This is a genomic window from Tamlana crocina (assembly GCF_012037625.1).
Genome location: NZ_JAAVJS010000009.1, coordinates 90,522 through 111,124 on the forward strand (window position 1 = coordinate 90,522; position 20,603 = coordinate 111,124).

The following is a 20,603-nucleotide window of genomic DNA, read 5'->3' on the forward strand; positions in this document are numbered from 1 at the left end:
AACACTGAATTTCAATTTTACGCGCACCTTATTTCAAAGTGCTAGCTCGTTTCAACGGAATTTCATTGTATAGAATAAAGCGTATTTAAAAATGAAAATAATTTCAATGATTCCTGCCCGCTATAGTGCCTCGCGTTTTCCTGGGAAGCTTATGCAAGACCTTGGCGGAAAATCGGTAATACGCCGCACTTACGAAGCTGCGGTGGCTACAAATCTTTTTGATGATGTATTCGTGGTAACCGATAGCGATATTATTTTTAAAGAAATAGTAAACAACGGCGGCAAGGCTATAATGAGTAAAAAGGAGCACGAATGCGGTAGCGACCGGATTGCTGAGGCCGTTGAGTTTATGGATATTGATGTAGTAATCAATGTGCAGGGCGATGAGCCTTTTACCGATCGCGAATCTCTGGAAAAACTCATTGATGTTTTTAAAAACGACAGTAAGAAAGAAGTCGATTTGGCCTCATTGATGGTTGAAATTACCGATGAGGATGAAATTAACAACCCCAATACCGTAAAGGTGATAGTAGACCAGGCTAAATTCGCTTTGTATTTTTCTAGAAGCCCCATTCCTTATCCGCGAGCCAAAAATGTAGGGGCAAAGTATTATAAGCACAAAGGGGTTTATGCTTTTAGAAAACAAGCTATCTTAGATTTTTATAATTTACCCATGATGCCTTTGGAAGCCTCAGAGAAGCTGGAGCAATTGCGTTATCTGGAATACGGAAAGCGTATAAAAATGGTTGAAACCGATAGTGAGGGTATTGAAATTGATACGCCCGAAGATTTAGAGCGTGCCAAAAAAATATGGAAATAGATTATTCAAACATAAAAGTAATTGGTTTTGATGCCGATGATACCCTATGGGTTAACGAAACCTACTTTAGGGAAGCCGAAGCAGAATTTGCCAAACTGTTATCTAAATATGAAACGCCGAATAAAATTGATCAAGAGTTGTTTAAAATGGAAATAGACAATTTGGGGTTGTACGGTTACGGCGTTAAGGCATTTACGCTGTCGATGGTGGAATCGGCGCTCGAATTGTCAAACTACCAAGTTTCGGCCAATGTTATCGAATCCATTTTGAGCATCGGAAAAGATATGCTCAATAAACCAGTTGAATTGCTTGATGGGGTAGAAGAAGTGTTAGAAAATCTATCGCAAAAGTATAGGTTGATTTTAGCCACCAAAGGCGATTTGTTAGACCAAGAACGAAAATTGGAAAAATCGGGCTTAACCAAGTATTTTCATCACATTGAAGTGCTGAGCGATAAAAAAGAACCTAATTATTCAAAATTACTGAATCATTTAGATATATCGCCATCAGAATTTTTAATGGTCGGCAACTCACTTAAGTCTGATGTATTGCCATTGGTAAACATCAAAGCTAACGCTATCCACGTGCCTTTCCACACCACTTGGGCACACGAAGAAGTTTCAGAAGAAGAAAAAAACGGCAAATCGTACAAAACTATAAATTCATTAAAAAAACTCTTAACTATTTTGAAATAAAAACTTTACGGTATTCCCTATTACGAAAATAGATTTAAAGTTTTTTTGAAGGAGCATAATTTAAAATAATAGTACTTTTGCTTTTTGAAAAAAAAGAAGAAAATTAACTTAAATGAGTCATAAAAACTTTCCAATGGTGCCAAGAGTTATTTTTGGCAGAGGTAGTTTCAACCAATTAAACGAAATAATTGCCCCAAAGCGCTTGAGCATCCATGCGCCTTTTATTTTTTTGGTTGATGATGTTTTTAAGGGCAATACATCATTATTATCAAGGATTTCATTGTCTTACGACGATAAGATCATTTTTATTTCTGCAGAAGAAGAACCTAAAACTTCGCAGGTAGATCAATTGGTTGAAGACATTATTTTAATGTCGAAAGAGCGTCCATCAGGTATCATTGGTATTGGTGGGGGTACCTTGCTCGATTTGGCTAAGGCTGTTTCCATTATGCTCACTAACGAAGGCGAATCTAAAGATTACCAAGGTTGGGATTTAGTAAAAAATCCGGCCATTTACCATGTGGGGATTCCTACCATTTCAGGAACTGGAGCCGAGGTATCTAGAACCACTGTTTTAACGGGCCCCACTAGAAAGTTAGGCATAAATTCAGACTACACTCCTTTCGATCAGGTTATTTTAGATTCCGACCTTACGGAAGAAGTAGAGCACAATCAATGGTTTTACACGGGTATGGATTGTTATATCCACTGTATAGAATCGTTAAGTGGGACTTATTTGAACACGTTTAGTCAAAGTTACGGCGACATGGCATATCAGCTTTGCAAAGAAGTGTTTTTGGACAATAATTTAACTGAAGAGGAGTCGCGCGAAAAACTAATGATGGCCTCCTGGCACGGCGGTATGAGTATTGCTTATTCACAAGTTGGAGTGGCGCACGCCATGAGTTACGGTTTGGCTTATTTATTGGGGACAAAGCACGGTATTGGCAATTGCATTGTATTTGACCATTTAGAAGAATTCTACCCAGATGGAGTTAAGCTTTTTAAACAAATGAAAACAAAACATAACATTGAATTGCCACAAGGCATTTGTGCTCATTTAAGCGATGAAGATTTTGATATTATGATAAATATAGCCCTAAGCTTAACACCACTTTGGGAAAATGCTCTTGGGAAGAATTGGGAAAAACGCATTTCACGCGAAAAGTTAAAATCGCTTTATCAAAAAATGTGATTCTTTATCCATAAATCACCTTGTTGGTTTGTTGGAAATCAATGTTTTGGTACGGTATTTGTTTCTTTATAAGTGAGTTAATGAAACATAAAGTAAACAATTATTTGTCCCTAAAAAGAAACATTTGCTCGTTATAAAATAAAAGCTACTCTTAAAAAGAAGTAGCTTTTTTTGATTTTATAAAGTGAGCACTATTCTTATTTCATCTCATCCAATGCATTATCAATTAAAGTCCTTAAATGTAGTTTATGGGCTTTTGTTGCAAGGTCGCCAGTATTGTTGGCCATCTTTTTAATTTCATTTAGATTGTATAAAGCCATAGACTTGGCATTATTCACATATGAACCACTAGACTTTCCCGATAAAATAGCAATTAACTCATTTACATATTCCAGTTGCAAGTTCTGCCTGAACGAGTTGATTTGTGCACTATAAACGTCAGCTTTAAAAATAGCATCATTTAAATCTTTCATAACTTGTGCTAGGGAATATTCATTTCCGTACAACTCTGAATCCACAATACGTTGAAGTGTATTAGGGTGTAGCAAATGATCTAGCACTTGCTTTTGGTAACCTAAAACCATTTTATGTATTTTGGGGTCTTCGGGGCCATTTCTAAAATCAAAACCACGACGCTGTTCGGCTAAGTAATTGTAAAGCTCATTAGGGCTTTTAAAAGCATCTGGCGCAAACACATATTTTTTAAGTGCAGCCATGGCTCTTTTTTGATCTTCCAAACTCACTGGGGTGTAGGGTTGTTTGGCTTGTTCTTGCCCTGGGTAGTTGCGCTCCACATAAACGCCGCCAATGTATCTGGAAATAACCTTGGCCATAGTGCCTTTTTGGGAGTTCAACAGAAAGAAAGCCCTTTTTAATGCATCATAATATTGGTCATTTTTAACAAACTTAAACTTTAATTTGCCCATTAAATCGTCAGACAGTTCAATTCTATCAACGGCATAACTAATGGCATCGCTAGATAAGTCTGAAACCATCACCCGAGGATCAATACCCCGACTGGAAGAGCGCATATCGTCGGCGTCATTACCAAAATTTAATTCATGGTTTGTTGATTTGTTGAGCAAATCTTGTTTTTCCTGTTTGGATTTAAAAGGGGTGTAGCCAAACTGAATGGCCCAAATATCATAAGGCCCTACCGTAACATCGGTATATTGTCCTTGTTTGGAGCGATCTTTGGTGATATTTAAGGCGGCATAATCCATAACCGATGCAGACAAACACTTGCCTTGAATAAATTCGGGGTCAGCCAATTGTTCAGGAGAGAATAGTTGGCTAGCTTTCATGTTGTGGTTTAACCCTAAGGTATGCCCAACTTCATGCATTATCAATGCCAGCATGGCTTCCTTTTTCAAACGCTTCAACTCCATGTCAGAGTCTTCTGCAGCTAATGCCGCAGCTTGGGCAAATTGTAAATCTTGATGCAGCTGATGACCCATAGAACAGTATTGATGGTTTGCCCCTGTTGAGTGCTCTGAGGCATTATGGTCAGTCGAACTAATGGGTTCGTAAAGTTTATCGTAAAATACGCGATTTGTAAAATGCACAAATTCGAGCATTATATCTGCTCCTAAAATTTGACCGGTTTTTGGGTTTACCAAACTTGGCCCGTATCCTCCAAATGGTGGATTAGGAGAAGAAGTCCAACGCAATACGTTGTACTGTAAATCGCCGGCATCCCAAGTAGCGTCGTCGGGTTGTTGCTTAACTACTATGGCATTTTTAAAACCTGCTTTTTCAAAAGCTTTGTTCCACTGCAAAACACCTTCTTTTATGATTTCGCGCCATTCTATTGGAGTGGAGTTTTCCATCCACCAAACAATCGGCTCAACGGGCTCTGAAATTTCCAATTCAGGATTTTTCTTTTTTAGGTGCCAGCGGTGAATAATATCGCGGTAGGGTGTTGTACTGGTAGAAGTTTGGTCGTCTACCTGAGTCATAAAATAACCAACACGAGGGTCGTCAAACCTAACTTGGTAATCGTTTTCAGGTATTGCAATGAGGCTGTGGTATACTTTTATACTTACGTTTCGAGCATCAGCAACCGCATTAGAGCCATTGTTTGTGGGCTGGGGTGTTGAGTAAACATATTCAATAACCAAGTCGGTATTTTTAGCGTAGTTTTTAATCTTCCTAATTTTTGTTTTCTCTTTACTTAAACTCCCTAATTTAAATGTTGAAGAAGAACTTTTTGGGTTTGAGGACGGTTTAATTTGAGACCAGGTTTCCTTTAAAAAAAGATCGTCTGCTTTTATTAAAAATAAGCCGTTTTCTGTATCCTGAGATTCTATTTTGATACTCGCCAGTACCCCTTGACTGATGTTAGCATCCTTAGATTTGGATAAGGCATTTTCCGGGTCAAAGTAAAACGAAGTATTTTGTGTAATAAATTCAATCGTATTGAAATATTTTTCAATTTTGAACACTTTAGAGCCTCTATAAGAGCCACGATTCATTCGGCCAGCATCCAGAACTCCATCGGCAATCTGGCTAAAATAAATGTAATCTTTACCTATTTGGTCTTCAGAAATTAAGAGTTGTATGGATCCTGTAATGGTATCTTGGTATATAGGAAAAAGTCCGTCTATTTTTTTGCTGGACTTTACCAGTTCTGCAATGCTTTTGGTTTTACCCGTTTTTCCCGCATCGACTACAGCCTCCGTTGTGGCATCCTTTTTTCTTTTCTTTTTTTTGTTTTGGGCGTCGAGATTGGTTGGTGAGAACACCAAACAAACGGCAAATACCATGCAGGCCCAAATCGGGCTACGTTTTTTTGAAATCATTTTTAATAATTATTTGAATTAGTCGCTCTAAAAATAGTTATAATTTAAAGGGGCAGAACCAAAATAAAAGTTAAAAAAAGAAAACGGTATTGACTCTAGCTGTTTAATTTCAGTATATTTAACCATTATGATAAAAGACATTAAAATTGCCGTGTTGATTGATGGCGATAATATTCCATCAAAATACATTAGTGAAATGATGGAGGAAATCACCAAATACGGCACCCCCACTATAAAACGAATTTACGGTGATTGGACCAAACCATACCTAACCAAATGGAAAAAAGTATTGCTCGAGCATGCCATAAACCCCATACAACAATACAGTTATACCAGTGGAAAGAATGCCACAGATTCGGCCATGATTATTGATGCCATGGATATTTTATATTCTGAAAAGGTGAATGGTTTTTGCTTGATATCGTCCGATAGTGATTTTACCAAACTGGCTACCAGATTGCGCGAGGCAGGAATGGTGGTTTATGGAATGGGCGAAAAGAAAACCCCAGATCCGTTTATTGTGGCTTGCGATAAATTTATCTATTTGGAAATTTTAGGAGGAAGCGATGATAACGATAAAGATGAAAAGGGACGCAAACGAAAAAAATCGAACCTTTATAATATTACGCCAAAAGTTATAAAACTGCTAAAAAATTCGGTTGATGATGCGGCCGATGATGATGGCTGGGCGTTTTTAGGCGATGTGGGCACATTAATTATTAAGAAACAGCCTAATTTCGATTCGCGTAATTTTGGTTTCCAAAAGTTGACACCGTTGTTTAAATCGTTACCGCAGTTTGAATTGGAAGAACGTAACCAGTCCAATTCCAGGTTTAAGTTGATTTATGTTAGGAACGTCAATGCCAAATAGATAAATTATTCACTTTATTTTCGGCATTTTTTAGCTAGAAAAACCCGAGGAAATTAAATAGTCCCAAGAATTTTATCCATTACCCAACTGGTGTGCAATGCCGTTTCGCCCGTTGAAGGGTGTTTCATTTTATTTAAAATTAAATCATTCCGAAGGTTTTCAACATGGTATTGCTGAATGTGCTTTGGGTTTTCAATAAACAATTCTTCCTTCTGGTTTTCGCTGTTTAAAACAATTGGTTTTTCATGAAATACCGAGAATTCAATGGTGCCTTTAGTACCGTAAATAGTGGTTTTGTCTAAGTGGGCATTGCAACCAAAATTCCAAACTCCAGAACCTGTTACGCCCGATTCATGCACCCATGAAGCCGTTACGGCATCTTTTGCTGTATACAGTTTTTGCTGGTTTAAACAAATGCCCGTGGCTTCCTTAAAATCACCCAAAAGAAAAGCAAATAAATCTAAGCCATGGCTGGCCAAATCGTCAAAATAACCTCCTGGGGCAATGTTAACATCGGTACGCCAGTTGTAAGCTTTCGATAAATCAATTTCATTAGCAGGCTTGCTTAAATGCGAACTGATATGTCGTACATCGCCAATTAATCCTTGATCAAGCCATTCTTTCACCTTTAAAAATCTTGGAAGTGATCTTCGGTAGTATGCTACAAATAGCGGTAAGTTTTTATTTTTAAACGCCTGAACAATCTCCTGACTTTCGGTGTAGCTTGGCGATAAAGGTTTTTCAATACAGCATGGTTTAGCGGCTTCGGCTACTTTTAAAGCATATTTTTTATGGGTATCGGGTGGGGTAGCGATATAAACGGCATCCACATTACTATCGTTTATTAGATCATCCGGATCTGTGTAAGTCGTTTTTATATTATGACGCTTGGCATAATCCTTCAATTTTTCTTCATCACGACGCATTACTGCAGCGATTGAAAACCCATCGGTTAATTGGTAAGGCGGGCCACTTTTTACTTCAGTAACACTACCGCAACCAATAAATCCCCATTTTATGCTTTTGTTGTTTTCCAACGGTTTAATTTTTCAGTGTTCAGGATAAAAAAAGAGTGCTTTAAAAAGCACCCTAAAAATTATTGTTTATTCAGTCGATTCTTCCATGGTATGGTAAACGTTTTGAACGTCGTCATCCTCTTCCAGTTTTTCCAAGAGTTTTTCAACATCTTCGGCTTGCTCTGGAGTAAGTTGTTTTGTTACCTGCGGAATACGCTCAAATCCGGACGACAAAATTTCAATGTCCCGTTTTTCCAATTCGGCCTGAATGGCACCAAAACTTTCAAAAGGGGCGTAAATTAAAATACCATCATCATCGGCAAATACTTCTTCGGCACCGAAATCAATAAATTCCAGTTCAATTTCTTCAGGGTCTAAGCCTTCGGCATTGATTCTGAAATTACAAGTGTGGTCGAACATAAAAACAACCGAACCCGATGTACCCAAACTGCCGTCGCATTTGTTAAAGTAACTGCGAACATTGGCAACAGTTCTGGTATTATTATCGGTAGCAGTTTCAACTAAAACGGCGATACCGTGTGGCGCATAGCCTTCAAAAATAACTTCTTTATAGTCACCCTGATTTTTATCGCTGGCACGTTTTATGGCCCGCTCGATATTATCTTTGGGCATGTTTACGGCCTTGGCATTTTGGATAACCGCTCTTAAACGTGCGTTACTATCGGGGTCGGGGCCACCTTCCTTAACGGCCATTACAATATCTTTTCCAATACGCGTGAAGGCCTTACTCATGGCGGCCCAACGTTTCATTTTTCTTGCTTTTCTAAACTCGAAAGCTCTTCCCATAATTAAAATGTTTATTCTTCTGTTCCCGTAAAGGAGCGGGTTATATTGTTCCGCAAATTTAAAAATCTACCAACCAAAAACAAACTATTATTCGTCTTCGGGCTCTACAATATTTTCTATGGCTTCTGCCAGTTTAAAGTCTTTATCGGTAACACCGCCAGAATCGTGCGTGGATAGAGAAATGGAAAGTACATTGTAAACGTTGCTCCAATTGGGGTGGTGGTTTTGGGCCTCGCACTCAAAAGCAATTCGGCTCATGGCACTAAAGCAATCTTTAAAATTTTCGAATTCGAATTCGGCATGCAGGGCATTGTCAAAATATTCCCATTCTGGAAATCGAAGTAATTTTTTTTCTATGTCTTGTTCTGGAAGTTTACTCATAATATTGTGTTTTGCTTAAAAATAATCATTTAACTACCTCTAGTCAACTTAATTTTAATTCTGATAAAATATCTTGACTAATGAGCTGTAAATGATTGGGCAATTTGTTGGTTTTCGGCAAAACGGCTAAGTAACGATCGTCGTTGGTAGTATAGACTTGTTTAAAAACGGGTTGTTTGTTTAGTTCAAGGGTTTCTATTAATTCTTTAATAAAATCGTCATGGTGCACTAAATCGTTACTTCCCAGATGAAAAACGCCATATTTGTCGCGATTGATAATATAATGGATTTGTTGTGTAACTTTAGAATCGGTGGTTACATTCATAATCAAATTTGGAAATATTTCAACTGGCTCCTTGGCGTTAATATTTTGAACAATTTCCTGAACCCGGGGCGACTGCGCTCCAAACACCATAGGCAATCTTAAAATAGCGACTTGCTTTTTGGGCAATCGCAATAGCATGTTTTCAATTTTGATTTTAAAATGCCCGTAAATGCTGTTGCTATAAGTTTTATCGTCTTCGTAACTGGGGTATTTGGAATAGGCATCGAATACATTGGCAGACGACAAAAACAATAGCTTTACTTTGTTGGCGAACACATATTCTGCCAAATGAAGGTGCATTAAGATTTGTTTTGAAAAATTGCCGCGCAAGGCGGAAACAATTACCGTTGGTCGCACCAAATCCAGTATTTCATAAATATCGTCTTCCTCAATATTAAACTGGAAAAAATGCTGATTCTTTTCAAACGATTTATTGCTAATATTGTAAGTGCCGAAAGTGTTAAAATAGGGGCAGAGTTCTTTATAAATGGCACCGCCTAAAAAGCCGCTGGCGCCAATAATTAAGATTCTATGTTTGTTGTTTTCACTTCTGCCCATATCCATTCGTTCACTTTAATAAGTATGGTTTACCCCTTGTAAAATGGTAACTTTACAACGGTGGCAGGTACAACTTTCTTGCGTATTTGAATATTTATGGTGCTGCCCACTTTGGAATATCCCGTTGGAACGTACCCCAAACCAATACCTTTACCCAAGGAGGGCGACATGGTGCCCGAAGTAACACTTCCTATGGTTTTTCCGTTGTCGTCGAGAATATCATAACCTTGGCGGGGAATACCACGTTCGTTTAATTCGAAAGCGATGAGTTTGCGTTCCGGGCCGCGTTCTTTTTCAGCCTTTAAAGCTTCCGAGTTGGTGAAATCTTTCGTGAATTTGGTAATCCATCCCAAGCCAGCCTCAATAGGCGAAGTGGTATCGTCAATATCGTTTCCGTAAAGGCAATAACCCATTTCGAGTCGTAAGGTATCGCGGGCAGCCAAACCTATGGGCTTAATACCGAAATCTTTTCCAGTTTCAAAAACCTTATCCCAAATTTGCTTCACTTCGCTGTTCTTGCAATAAATTTCAAATCCGCCACTTCCGGTATAACCTGTTGCCGAAATAATAACGTGCTCGATACCTGCAAAATCACCCACTACAAAATTGTAAAATTTAATGGCCGATAAATCTTCACTGGTTAGGCTTTGCATGGCCTCGACAGCTTTGGGACCTTGAATAGCCAATAAAGAATAATCATCACTTAAATTGCGCATCTTCGCACCAACATCGTTTTTCGATTCGATCCAATTCCAATCTTTTTCAATATTACTCGCGTTAACCACCAATAAATAAGTGTGCTCTTTTATGCGGTAGATAATCAAATCGTCAACTATACCACTGTTTTCGTTGGGCATACAGCTGTACTGCGCTTTGCCTATGGTGAGTTTTGAGGCATCATTACTGGATACTTTTTGAATGAGTTCCAAGGCATGTTCGCCTTCAATTAAAAACTCACCCATATGCGACACATCAAAAACGCCAACGGCATTCCGTACGGTTTCGTGTTCTGCATTAACGCCTTCGTATTGTACGGGCATATTAAAGCCTGCAAAAGGCACCATTTTTGCGCCAAGCGCTTCGTGTGTTTGGGTTAAGGCTGTGTTTTTCATTCTTGCTTGTTCAAAATTTGAAAAGCAAATGTATCGAAATTTTAGGGATTAGTTTTTTTTGAAATTTTAAAGTTTTCTAAAATAATCAACCGAAGAGCTTAAACAGCTTTTTTACTAGGTTTAGTTTGTTTTTATAAGGTGGATACCGCAACGACGGGTCGAACCAAGTGCCTCGTTTTATCACCGATTTTTGATGCGAAAACGTATCAAAACCGAACTTACCATGGTATTGTCCCATACCACTATTTCCAACACCACCAAACGGAAGATTTTGATTACCAAAATGAACAAGTGTATCGTTAACTACACCACCACCAAAACTATAAGTGTGAAGCGTTTTTTCAACAAATGAATTATGTTTTGAAAATATATAGAATGCCAAAGGTTTCGGTTGGTTGAGAATAACTTCTTCGATATCCGATTCTGAATGATAGCTCAAAACGGGAAGGATGGGGCCGAATATTTCTTCATTCATTATATGACTTTCCAAACTAGGATTATCAACGATTGTAGGTGAAATGCAAAGCGTTTTTTCATCTGTTTCACCACCAAAAATAACGGACTCGTTTTTTAAAAGTTCGGTGAGTCTTTTGAAGTTTTTGTGATTTATAATTCTGGGAAAATCAGGAGATGTTTTTGGCTTGGAACCATACATTTTTATGATTTCAGCTTTTAAAACTTCAATGAAATCAGATTTAATTTTAGAATGGACAATGACATAATCTGGAGCGATACAGGTTTGTCCGCCGTTTAAAAATTTGCCCCATGCCAATCGGCGGGCGGTGAGTTTTAAATCCACCGAACCGTCAATGATGCAGGGCGATTTACCGCCTAACTCTAAAGTTACGGGCGTTAAATGTTTTACAGCAGCTTTTGCTACAATTTTCCCCACGGAAACGCTTCCGGTAAAAAAAATATAATCCCACTTTTGGGCGAGTAATTGAGTAGCTGTTTCGGTATCGCCCTCAATTGAAATGGCAATTTCTTTTGGAAATACGGTGCTGATGATTTTAGTCAGTAGTTTTGAAGTATTTTGCGTAAGTTCGCTGGGTTTTAAAACTACCGTATTACCAGCAGCAATAGCCATAATTAGGGGGGAGAGAGCCAACAGAAACGGGTAATTCCATGGGGCAATAATGAGCACGTTGCCATAAGGTTCTTTATAGATGTAATCTGATGAAGGGAACGTTAAAATGGAGGATTTTACCCGTTGGGGTTTGCTCCATTTTTTAAGGTTTTTAATCGCTAGGTTAAGTTCCGAAACGACCAAACCGAACTCACTCAAAAAGGTTTCGAATTCCGATTTTTTAAAATCTTTTTTCAAAGCATCGTAAATGGCCTCTTCATTCCTTTGAATTTCTGCTTTTAAGGCTTTAAGCAGGTCAATTCTAAAACGGACTTCTTTTGTTTTTTGAGAAGCGAAATATTCTTTTTGAGCGGCTAAAATGTTTGGAATGGAAATCAAAAGAGTTTTCTATAAATATAGAAAATTATTCTGAACAAGCTTTCCAAATCGCATCATCGGGTAGTGGTGCCGAAACAGAAATAGGTTCTTGTTTCACGGGGTGAACAAATTCAATATGTTTGGCATGCAAGTGGATGCTCGCATCTTTATTACTGCGGTCGAAGCCATATTTTAAATCGCCTTTTATAGGGCATCCGATGGCCGATAGTTGACTGCGAATTTGATGGTGGCGCCCCGTTTCCAGATTCACTTCCAACAGAAAATAATTATCCAATGCCTTCAGCAGTTCATAATGCAAAATGGCCTTTTTGCTGTCTTTTACTTCTTTGTTATGGGCGGTAGATTTATTATTCTTTGGATTTTTTTTCAGCCAATTTATAAGCGTATCAGCTTTTTTAGGTGGCTGTTTTTTAACAACGGCCCAATACGTTTTTTTTATATCCTTAGAAACGAAAAGTTTGTTAAGTCGTGGTAGCGCTTTACTGGTTTTTGCAAAAACAACCAGTCCTGTGGTGGGCCGGTCCAAACGGTGAACGGTGCCCAAATAGACATTACCTGGCTTGTTGTATTTATCCTTAATATATTCTTTAACTACGTCGCTAAGCGGTTTGTCGCCCGTTTTATCCCCTTGAACAATATCGCCAGCCCGCTTATTTACGATGATAATGTGGTTGTCTTCGTAAAGAACTTGTAGATTGTTTTTATGGGAAAGGGTTTTACTGGCCACTAATTCGCGGATGTTTTGTGGTTTTTGGTTTTAACAAATTGGAATTTGGCAATTGGAATTTTTCAGTATTAATACTGCTCCTCATCGTTAGGGAAATCCCGTGATTTCACATCGTCAACATACTGAGAAATGGCGTTGCTCATATCGTCGTACAAATTCAGGTAACGGCGCAAAAACCTAGGATGGAACTCGTGTGTCATGCCCAACATATCGTGTAATACCAAAACCTGTCCGTCTACATCATTTCCTGCACCAATTCCAATAATGGGGATACTCACACTTTCAGAAACCTGCTTAGCCAAAGCCGCTGGAATTTTCTCCAAAACAATGGCAAAACAACCAATTTTCTCGAGCATTTTCGCATCTTCAATCAATCGTCGTGCTTCCTCTTCTTCTTTGGCACGAACGGTGTAAGTACCGAATTTGTAAATGGATTGTGGTGTTAAACCCAAATGCCCCATTACCGGAATGCCGGCGTTTAAAATACGTTTTATGGAATCCTTTATTTCTTTTCCACCTTCCAATTTAACCGAGTGCGCACCACTTTCTTTCATAATCCTAATGGCCGATCGCAGGGCTTCCTTGGGGTCACTTTGGTAGCTTCCAAAAGGCAAATCGACCACTACTAAACTGCGTTCTGCCGCTCGGATTACCGAAGAGGCATGGTAAATCATTTGGTCTAAAGTAATGGGCAAAGTGGTTTCGTGCCCAGCCATAACATTACTGGCCGAGTCGCCAACCAAAATAACATCAATACCAGCGCTATCAACTATTTTTGCCATGGTATAATCGTAGGCGGTAAGCATTGATATTTTTTCACCATTGGCTTTCATATCAACCAACGTTTTTACGGTAATGCGCTTGTATTCTTTTTTTGATGTAGACATCTTAATTATTATGAATGAGTTGTCAAGCAAAAGTAGTAAATAAACCATATACAGTTAAACTTTTCTTTTAATGGATGGTATACTGTTAAATACCGATCACTTTAGTAGCAACTAATCGGTTTGACAGGTTAAAAAACATTTTTTAAGCTGAAAACTGCGACTATGACTGAATACTCATAAAAGTATGACACTGTGTCAGCATTTTTTTGTTGGCATAATGATTGACTTATACAAACCGAATTTAAAATTGAACACAACGTTTCTGCGCAAGCAGAAATTTATAAAACACAAATAAAGCATAGTTATGAGTAAAATTATTGGAATTGATTTAGGAACAACAAACTCTTGCGTTTCGGTAATGGAAGGAAATGAGCCTGTTGTAATCCCAAATGCTGAAGGTAAGCGTACTACACCATCTGTAATTGCGTTTGTTGAAGGCGGTGAGATTAAAGTAGGAGACCCTGCCAAGCGTCAAGCAGTAACTAACCCCACAAAAACCGTTTATTCGATTAAACGTTTTATGGGTAATAAATATTCTGAATCTAAAAACGAAGCAGAGCGTGTACCTTATAAAGTAGTAAAAGGCGATAACGATACCCCACGTGTGGATATTGAAGGTCGTTTATACACGCCACAAGAACTTTCGGCTATGATTCTTCAAAAAATGAAGAAAACGGCTGAAGATTATTTAGGGCAAGACGTAAGTCGTGCAGTAATTACTGTACCTGCTTACTTTAACGATAGTCAGCGTCAAGCCACTAAAGAAGCCGGAGAAATTGCTGGTTTAAAAGTAGAGCGTATTATTAACGAGCCTACTGCTGCAGCACTAGCTTACGGATTAGATAAAAAAGGAACAGACCAAAAAATAGTAGTATTCGATTTTGGGGGTGGTACGCACGATGTATCTATCCTAGAATTAGGTGACGGTGTATTCGAAGTACTTTCTACCGATGGTGATACACATTTAGGTGGTGACGATGTAGATGAAAAAATCATCAACTGGTTAGCCGATGAGTTTAAAGCTGAAGAGAACATGGACTTACGTGAAGACCCAATGTCACTTCAACGTTTAAAAGAAGCTGCCGAAAAAGCTAAGATTGAGCTGTCATCTTCTGCACAGACTGAAATCAACTTGCCTTACATTACGGCAACGGCTAGCGGACCAAAGCACTTGGTGCGTACGTTAACGCGTTCTAAGTTTGAGCAATTAATCGACGATTTAGTAAAACGTACTATCGAACCATGTGAGTCGGCTTTAAAAGCAGCAGGTTTATCAAAATCTGATATCGACGAGGTTATTTTAGTAGGTGGTTCAACCCGTATCCCAGCGGTACAGGCAGCGGTAGAGAAATTCTTCGGAAAAGCGCCAAGCAAAGGGGTTAACCCAGACGAGGTAGTATCTCTAGGAGCCGGTATCCAAGGTGGAGTATTAACTGGTGATGTAAAAGACGTTCTTTTATTGGATGTAACGCCATTATCACTAGGTATCGAAACTATGGGTAACGTATTCACCAAATTGATTGAGGCGAATACCACCATTCCTACTAAGAAATCACAGGTATTCTCAACAGCGGCCGATAATCAGCCATCTGTTGAAATCCACGTGTTGCAAGGTGAAAGAGCCATGGCAGCCGATAACAAAACTATTGGACGTTTCCACTTAGATGGTATTCCACCAGCACGTCGTGGTACACCACAAATTGAGGTAACTTTCGATATTGATGCCAACGGTATCATCAAAGTATCTGCAGAAGACAAAGCTACAGGTAAGAAACAAGATATTAGAATTGAAGCATCTTCAGGATTAACAGAAGAAGAAATCGAAAAGATGAAAGCTGATGCTGAAGCAAACGCGGAAGCAGATAAAGTTGCAGCTGAAAAAGCTCAGAAACTGAACGAAGCCGATTCTATGATTTTCCAAACTGAAAAGCAATTGGAAGAGTTTGGTGATAAATTATCAGACGATAAGAAAAAGCCAGTAGAAGAAGCTCTAGAAGAGTTGAAGAAAGCTTATGAAACTAAAGATTTGGCACAAATCGAGCCTGCTTTAGAAAAAATAAACGAAGCTTGGAAAGTAGCCTCTGAAGAAATGTACAAAGCACAAGCCGAAGCACAGCAACAAGCTGGCGGAGCGCAACCAGGACCTGAAGCGAGCCAAAATGGCCAATCAAACGAAGGTAGCGACGTGGAAGACGTAGATTTTGAAGAAGTGAAATAATAAGCTAGAATTAAGTCGGAAGACTGAAGTTAGAAGTAAAAACGCAATCATTAATTTGATTGCGTTTTTTAATTTCGTCAATAAATTATAGCTAAAAAGTTGTTTTAAATTTAAAATTAAGCAAAAAATATCAAGAACATTACCTCGATATTAAACTTTATACACTTGGTGAGATACTACCTATTTAATTCTAGCCTAAAATTAGTTAACTCTTACAAGAATGCTCCAACAATAGCTTTAAAATTTTGGTTTACAGCTAGATATTAAGGGTGTTTATTTGTTGATTTCTAAATTAGTTCTCAGCTTCAACCTCAATCTTTTCAACGTCTTTATACTTTTTATACAACGGAATACGGTACGATAAAAAATAACTGTATCCTACGCCAATACCACTGCTATCATAGGTTTTTCCAAATCCAGGAATGTAAACATTTTGGAAATTGTTGGGTTCGGTTTCGCTGGCTTTTAGTTTTAATTGCGCATTTAGCCCCATATACAGGTTGTTAATCAGCTCTACCTTTATGCCTAAAATGATTTCTGCCCAAATGGATGTTAATCCACTAAAGGATTCGCCGTCACTCGAAGTGAGTTGCGGTGCCCAGTACTGGTTCGTGTTATACACCGTAAAGCTGTTTAAATATTGGCTAAAACTGGCTGCACCAATTCTAAATCCGGCGTAAATCATGTTATCCATATCCAACCAGTTGTCATACATATTGTAATCAACACCAGCTTTTATATACGAGCCTTTACTGGTTATATCTAAATAATCGGTTACTGTATTTTTTTCTTCAAAACCTATTTCACCGGCGACATACAAATCGCGTTTTAAACGATAATCTCCCTGAATTTCAAAGCCGGCATAATCATCGTCAAGCGAAGAACGAATTAATTTCCCGAAATCACCACCAATTCTTAGTCCGTATTTTAGTTTTACTCTTGTAGTGTCCGTTTCAACGCTAGCGATATTGTCATTTTGAGCGCTAATCGAAACATTGAAAAGTATAATGGCGAAAAGGTTACTAATGCGTAATATTAAAGTGCGTTGTGGTTTCATCTTCTACAGATTGGTTATCGGTTAAGGGTTGTCTGGAAAGCATCCAATTATCCTCGTCGGGTTCGATGGTTAGGGTTACGTTTTTAAAAATAGTTTTGTAACCGCAGGCACGAGAAACGAACACTTGCTCTCGGCTGTAATTGATTGTAATTACATCTGGATTACCCTCAATAAAATCATCGCTAGTATCTTCTTCTGTACCGTTATCGTTGATTTCAGCTTCTTTAAAAAGAACAAATTGCGTGGTATTGGCATCGGTTTTTAAAGGCAGTAATATTGTTGATTCACTTATAAAACCGTAGCCTGGTAGGATGGATTTAATATTTAAGTCTGTTACCAATAATGTATCTGTTGTCAATGTGTCTATTATCAATAAACCGAAAACATTTTTGGGATTATCGTTGTTGTTAACGTCCAAAAAATCGATGATTAAATGTGGTGTAGTAGGCGTACTGGCCGGACAAATATCATCGCGCTCGCAACTTATCGATAGAGCAGCTAAAAGCAATACGGAGATGATTAGAATTTTGAAATATTTCATGTGTTTTAAAATCAATTATTGGCGTTCTAAAAGCACCACGTTTTCAACATGGAAGGTTTGCGGAAACATATCTACCGCTTGGGTTTTTACTACTTTGTAATGGGCATCCATTAACGCTAAATCGCGCGCTTGGGTGGCACTGTTGCAACTCACGTAAACCACACGTTTAGGAGCGATGTTCAAAATTTGTTGCACAACATCTTTATGCATACCATCGCGTGGCGGATCGGTAATGATTACATCGGGTTTACCGTGTTTTTTGATAAATTCCGCATTGAAAACATGTTTCATATCGCCCACAAAAAAGTCAACGTTATTTATGCCATTTAATTGTGCATTTTCTTTCGCTGCAGAAATGGCATCGGGAACGGCCTCAACACCAATTACTTTTTTTGCTTTTTTGGCCACGAATTGAGCAATGGTTCCGGTGCCGGTGTACAAATCGTAAACCAATTCGTTTCCAGTTAAATTGGCAAAATTTCGTGTGATTTTATATAATTCGTAAGCCTGTTCGGAATTGGTTTGGTAAAACGATTTGGCGTTTATTTTAAACTTCAAGCCTTCCATATCCTCAAAAATATGGTCGTTGCCTTTGTAGCAAATCACTTCTTGGTCGTAAATGGTGTCGTTGCCTTTTTCGTTGATGACGTAAAGTAACGAAGTTACCTGAGGAAATTCTTCTGCAATAAAATCGAGCAATAGTTCCCGTTTGGTTTTATCCTCTTTAAAAAACTGGATGAGTACCATAACATCGCCTGTTGTCGAGGTGCGTATCATTAGGGTACGCAATAATCCGGTTTGGTTTCGCGTGTTAAAAAATTCTAAGTCGTTATCAATCGCGAACTGTTTTATGGCATTTCTAATCGCGTTGGAAGGGTGTTCCTGCAAATGACATTTTTTAACATCCAGAATTTTATCCCACATGCCCGGAATATGAAAACCTAATGCGTTTTTATCGCCCACATCTTCTCCCGATTGAATTTCATCAAGCGTTAACCATCGGCTATCGCTAAACGAAAATTCCATTTTATTTCTATAAAAATATTGCTTTTCTGAACCTAAAATAGGCGTGACTTCGGGCAACTCGATATGGCCAATGCGGGTGAGGTTATTGGTCACTTCTTTTTGTTTGTAAAACAATTGGTGTTCGTAGGCCATGTGTTGCCACTTACAGCCTCCGCATGTGCCAAAATGTTCGCAAACGGCTTCGGTACGCTTTTCCGATAATTTATGAAAAACGGTCGCTTTGCCCTCGTAATAGGCTTTTCGCTTTTTAAAGGTTTGCACATCAACCACATCGCCCGGCACCGCATTGGGCAAAAACACCACTTTTCCGTCGGGTGCTTTGGCTATGGTTTTTCCTTTTGCTCCAGCATCAATCACTTCCAGATGCTCAAAAATTTGTTTTCTCGATTTTTTTCTAGGCATGCTGCAAAAGTAATGAAAGGATTTGCTATTTACGATTTACGAATCATGATTTTTTAAACGCTTTTATACGGCAAAAACAGCAGCTTGGGCCATAAAATATTTCACAAAGCAAGTAATATTTAGTAATTTGCATGCTCTTAAGGATGATTTCTCTCCCACGCTGCTTTTTCGTCCCGTTCGGGTTTATGAAAGAATAAAGGTACAGAAGGAATAGTTGTTTTTTTCAATTTAAATTTTATTAAAATGGCTGTTTTAGACCAATTAACTTCGCAACAAGCGATAGATTTAGAAAACAAGTATGGCGCACACAATTACCACCCATTGCCCGTGGTATTGGCCAAAGGCAAAGGCGTGCACGTTTGGGATGTTGAGGACAAGAAATACTACGATTTCTTATCGGCGTATTCGGCCGTAAACCAAGGGCATTGCCACCCCAAAATTGTAAAGGCCATGACCGACCAAGCCCAAACGCTAACCTTAACCTCACGTGCGTTTTACAACGATATGCTTGGGAAGTTTGAAAAATATGCTTGCGAATTTTTCGGCTTCGACAAGTTGTTACCAATGAATACTGGTGCCGAAGCCGTAGAAACCGCATTGAAAATTTGCAGAAAATGGGCTTACGAGGTAAAAGGTATTGATGAAAATGAAGCCGAAATAGTGGTTTGTGAAAATAATTTCCACGGCCGGACCACCACGATCATTTCGTTTTCAAACGACTCGGTTGCGCGAAAAAATTTCGGTCCGTACACCAAAGGTTTTATAAAAATTGAATATGATAATTTAGAAGCTTTGGAAAGTACGTTGAAAAACAACCCAAATGTTGCCGGGTTTTTAGTGGAACCCATTCAAGGGGAAGCAGGTGTTTATGTGCCCAGTGAAGGCTACCTTGCAGAAGCAAAAGCCCTTTGCGAAAAATACAATGTATTGTTTATTGCCGATGAAGTACAGACGGGCATAGCCCGCACCGGAAAATTATTGGCGGTGAACCACGAAAACGTAACGCCCGATGTTTTAATCCTTGGAAAAGCTATAAGCGGTGGGGTATATCCCGTATCGGCAGTTTTGGCCAATGATGACGTTATGGGAGTTATCAAACCCGGAAACCATGGTAGTACTTTTGGCGGAAATCCCGTGGCGGCTGCAGTGGCTATGGCAGCCTTGGAAGTAATTCGTGATGAAGATTTAGCCGAAAACGCTCATGTTTTGGGGGAATTGTTCAGAAGTGAAATGGACAAATACATACAAACCAGCAATATTGTTAATCTAGTTCGTGGTAAAGGCTTGCTCAATGCTATTGTGATAAATGATGATGACGACAGTGACACCGCTTGGAACATCTGTTTGGCATTGAGGGACAGCGGTTTGTTGGCTAAGCCTACGCATGGCAATATCATTCGTTTTGCACCACCTTTGGTGATGAATGAAGAACAATTGATGGATTGTGTGGGAATCATTACCAAAACCCTCAAAGCTTTTGAAAATTAAAGATTGCATAATTAACCAAGCGTATCATTTTGATGCGCTTTTTTTATAAAACTTTTAAAACAACAGCCAAACTAAGTTTAGAATGTTAATTAATCGGTTTTATATATTTGGAAAAGATTAGACAAGATAATAGATTTCCATCAACATTTTTGGAAATACGATGTTATAAGCCACAGTAGGATAGATGACGATATGGCCGCAATAAACAAGT

At 38.7% G+C, this 20,603-nt stretch carries 18 protein-coding genes; 6 read left to right on the forward strand and 12 right to left on the reverse strand.

The features are described 5' to 3' along the window. Positions 1-91 precede the first annotated feature (91 nt). The 3 genes from kdsB to HC176_RS08135 all read left to right on the forward strand — a co-directional run bounded on the left by kdsB (position 92) and on the right by HC176_RS08135 (position 2,710). The gene (gene kdsB / locus HC176_RS08125; protein WP_167917695.1) at positions 92-820 is read left to right on the forward strand and encodes a 3-deoxy-manno-octulosonate cytidylyltransferase; all 729 of its coding nucleotides are present in this window, start codon (positions 92-94) and stop codon (positions 818-820) included. Next, entirely contained in the window at positions 811-1,515 is a 705-nt protein-coding gene (locus HC176_RS08130; protein WP_167917696.1) for an HAD family hydrolase, read from the forward strand. The genes kdsB and HC176_RS08130 overlap by 10 nt, the downstream gene beginning before the upstream one ends. A 112-nt stretch (positions 1,516-1,627) precedes the next feature. Beyond that, positions 1,628-2,710 carry an iron-containing alcohol dehydrogenase family protein gene (locus tag HC176_RS08135; RefSeq protein WP_167917697.1) on the forward strand — a complete coding sequence of 361 codons (1,083 nt, stop codon included), beginning with the start codon at positions 1,628-1,630 and terminating at the stop codon, positions 2,708-2,710. A gap of 197 nt (positions 2,711-2,907) precedes the next feature. On the opposite strand, the gene HC176_RS08140 is transcribed toward HC176_RS08135, so the two are convergent. Continuing rightward, complete coding sequence (locus HC176_RS08140) at positions 2,908-5,511, reverse strand: zinc-dependent metalloprotease (RefSeq protein ID WP_209309690.1); 2,604 nt, start codon at positions 5,509-5,511, stop codon at positions 2,908-2,910. A gap of 127 nt (positions 5,512-5,638) precedes the next feature. Between HC176_RS08140 and HC176_RS08145 the strand changes: the two genes are divergently transcribed. Further along, positions 5,639-6,382, forward strand: a complete 744-nt coding sequence (locus HC176_RS08145) for an NYN domain-containing protein (protein WP_167917698.1) — start codon at positions 5,639-5,641, stop codon at positions 6,380-6,382. Between the two features lie 53 nt (positions 6,383-6,435). On the opposite strand, the gene HC176_RS08150 is transcribed toward HC176_RS08145, so the two are convergent. The 8 genes from HC176_RS08150 to panB all read right to left on the reverse strand — a co-directional run bounded on the left by HC176_RS08150 (position 6,436) and on the right by panB (position 13,660). Continuing rightward, complete coding sequence (locus HC176_RS08150; RefSeq protein ID WP_167917699.1) at positions 6,436-7,419, reverse strand: Gfo/Idh/MocA family protein; 984 nt, start codon at positions 7,417-7,419, stop codon at positions 6,436-6,438. Positions 7,420-7,485: 66 nt separating this feature from the next. Continuing rightward, a complete protein-coding gene (locus HC176_RS08155) occupies positions 7,486-8,205 on the reverse strand; it encodes a YebC/PmpR family DNA-binding transcriptional regulator (RefSeq protein ID WP_167917700.1) in 720 nt (239 codons plus the stop codon). A gap of 87 nt (positions 8,206-8,292) precedes the next feature. Next, positions 8,293-8,586 carry a 4a-hydroxytetrahydrobiopterin dehydratase gene (locus HC176_RS08160; RefSeq protein ID WP_167917701.1) on the reverse strand — a complete coding sequence of 98 codons (294 nt, stop codon included), beginning with the start codon at positions 8,584-8,586 and terminating at the stop codon, positions 8,293-8,295. A gap of 43 nt (positions 8,587-8,629) precedes the next feature. Beyond that, positions 8,630-9,469, reverse strand: coding sequence for a sugar nucleotide-binding protein (locus tag HC176_RS08165; RefSeq protein ID WP_167917702.1), 840 nt, complete (start codon positions 9,467-9,469; stop codon positions 8,630-8,632). 29 nt (positions 9,470-9,498) lie between these two features. Next, entirely contained in the window at positions 9,499-10,581 is a 1,083-nt protein-coding gene (gene gcvT / locus HC176_RS08170; protein WP_167917703.1) for a glycine cleavage system aminomethyltransferase GcvT, read from the reverse strand. An 85-nt stretch (positions 10,582-10,666) separates the two neighbouring features. Beyond that, positions 10,667-12,043 (reverse strand): aldehyde dehydrogenase, encoded by a 1,377-nt coding sequence (locus HC176_RS08175; protein ID WP_342448677.1) that lies wholly within the window; start codon positions 12,041-12,043, stop codon positions 10,667-10,669. 28 nt (positions 12,044-12,071) lie between these two features. Next, a complete protein-coding gene (locus HC176_RS08180; RefSeq protein WP_167917705.1) occupies positions 12,072-12,773 on the reverse strand; it encodes a pseudouridine synthase in 702 nt (233 codons plus the stop codon). Positions 12,774-12,841: 68 nt separating this feature from the next. Continuing rightward, the gene (gene panB, locus HC176_RS08185; protein WP_167917706.1) at positions 12,842-13,660 is read right to left on the reverse strand and encodes a 3-methyl-2-oxobutanoate hydroxymethyltransferase; all 819 of its coding nucleotides are present in this window, start codon (positions 13,658-13,660) and stop codon (positions 12,842-12,844) included. A 304-nt stretch (positions 13,661-13,964) separates the two neighbouring features. On the opposite strand from panB, the gene dnaK reads away from it, so the two are divergent. Beyond that, positions 13,965-15,878, forward strand: coding sequence for a molecular chaperone DnaK (gene dnaK / locus HC176_RS08190; protein ID WP_167917707.1), 1,914 nt, complete (start codon positions 13,965-13,967; stop codon positions 15,876-15,878). A gap of 292 nt (positions 15,879-16,170) precedes the next feature. On the opposite strand, the gene HC176_RS08195 is transcribed toward dnaK, so the two are convergent. Genes HC176_RS08195 through rlmD form a run of 3 tightly spaced genes read right to left on the reverse strand, consistent with a single transcriptional unit; the run spans position 16,171 to position 18,904 of the window. Next, complete coding sequence (locus tag HC176_RS08195) at positions 16,171-16,935, reverse strand: DUF6048 family protein (protein WP_167917708.1); 765 nt, start codon at positions 16,933-16,935, stop codon at positions 16,171-16,173. Further along, positions 16,901-17,476, reverse strand: coding sequence for a DUF6452 family protein (locus HC176_RS08200; RefSeq protein ID WP_167917709.1), 576 nt, complete (start codon positions 17,474-17,476; stop codon positions 16,901-16,903). Before HC176_RS08200 ends, HC176_RS08195 begins: the two co-directional genes overlap by 35 nt. A gap of 15 nt (positions 17,477-17,491) precedes the next feature. Beyond that, entirely contained in the window at positions 17,492-18,904 is a 1,413-nt protein-coding gene (rlmD, locus tag HC176_RS08205; RefSeq protein WP_167917710.1) for a 23S rRNA (uracil(1939)-C(5))-methyltransferase RlmD, read from the reverse strand. 243 nt (positions 18,905-19,147) lie between these two features. On the opposite strand from rlmD, the gene rocD reads away from it, so the two are divergent. Then, positions 19,148-20,392: an ornithine--oxo-acid transaminase gene (rocD, locus tag HC176_RS08210; RefSeq protein ID WP_167917711.1), complete on the forward strand. Its 1,245-nt coding sequence runs from the start codon at positions 19,148-19,150 to the stop codon at positions 20,390-20,392. Positions 20,393-20,603: the final 211 nt, after the last annotated feature.